Raw genomic sequence first — 1,136 nt, 5'->3', positions numbered from 1 at the left:
GGACAAGGCTGTGTCGGTATGAAGGTCACCACCTCATCCTGCACCGTCGCTCCCCTCTCCCGACTCCCTTCGGGGGCCACCCTCCCCCGCAGGGGGGGGAGGGGGTTCGCGCTCTTACTCGTCAGCATCTTTTTGACCACCCCCGCCCTGGCGGCCGACGACGCGGCGTCCTGCGCGGAGGGCATCGCGATGATCCGCGACGCGTTGGCGGCGAATTCGTCCGAAACCGCTCTTCCAAAACTCAAGAAAGCCCTGCGGGTCGCCGAGCGCGAGCAGAAGGAGGGTGAGTTCGACGAGTGCCTCGACGCAGTCGCGGATGCCCGCAGGGCGCTCGGGCGATGAGCGAGGCGGCACTCTTGGTCGAGCATGTCGGCCACCGGTTCGGGGCCCGCGCGGCGCTGGACGACGTGTCGATCACGGTGGAGCGCAGGCGTTTCGCGGCGTTGCTGGGGCCGAACGGCGCCGGCAAGACCACGTTGTTCTCGGTGATCACCCGCCTGTACAACAACCAGAGCGGCCGGGTCTCGATCTTCGGCCACGGACTCGACCGGGAGCCCTCCCGGGCGCTGGCCCGGCTCGGCGTGGTGTTCCAGGCACGCACGCTGGATACCGACCTCACCGTCGAGCAGAACCTGCTCTATCACGCCAGCCTGCACGGCATCACCCGCACGGTCGGGAAGCTGCGCGTCGGCGCGTTGCTCGACCGGGTCGGCTTGGCGGACCGCAGGCACGACAAGGTCCGCACGCTGTCGGGCGGCCAGTCGCGCCGGATCGAGATCGCCCGCTCGCTGATCCATCGGCCGGACCTGCTCCTGCTCGACGAGCCGACCGTGGGCCTCGATCTCGAATCCCGGGCCGACATCGTGGCCATCGTCCGCGCCCTGGTGCGCGAGGAAGGCCTGTCGGTCCTGTGGGCGACGCACATCTTCGAGGAGATCTCTCCGGAGGACGAGGCCGTGGTCCTGCACCGGGGCCGGATCGTCGCCCGGGGCCGGGCCGGGACTATCGGCGCGCCCGGCGAAAACCTGGCCGACGCGTTCCGCCGTCTCGTCGCAGAACCGGGGAGGGCGGCGGCGTGATGGCCGACCGGACGTTACGCGCGCTCTCCCTCCCCCCTCTGCGGGGGAGGGTGGGCC

Annotated in this window: 2 protein-coding genes; both read left to right on the top strand. The window is 70.5% G+C overall.

Annotation, left to right across the window (positions count from 1 at the left end):
- The first annotated feature begins 126 nt into the window (after window positions 1-126).
- Window positions 127-342, top strand: a complete 216-nt coding sequence (locus tag FV233_RS29520; RefSeq protein WP_147899647.1) for a hypothetical protein — start codon at window positions 127-129, stop codon at window positions 340-342.
- On the top strand, window positions 339-1,079 hold the full coding sequence (locus FV233_RS29515) for an ABC transporter ATP-binding protein (RefSeq protein ID WP_147899646.1): 741 nt from the start codon (window positions 339-341) through the stop codon (window positions 1,077-1,079). Before FV233_RS29520 ends, FV233_RS29515 begins: the two co-directional genes overlap by 4 nt.
- Window positions 1,080-1,136: the final 57 nt, after the last annotated feature.

Source organism: Methylobacterium sp. WL7 (genome assembly GCF_008040085.1).
GTDB lineage: Bacteria > Pseudomonadota > Alphaproteobacteria > Rhizobiales > Beijerinckiaceae > Methylobacterium > Methylobacterium mesophilicum.
This window is presented reverse-complemented; position numbering and strand designations above follow the sequence as displayed.

Coding starts and splice junctions, on each gene's coding strand:
- FV233_RS29515 (WP_147899646.1), top strand. CDS start 339: ATGAGCGAGGCGGCACTCTTGGTCGAGCATGTCGGCCACCGGTTCGGG.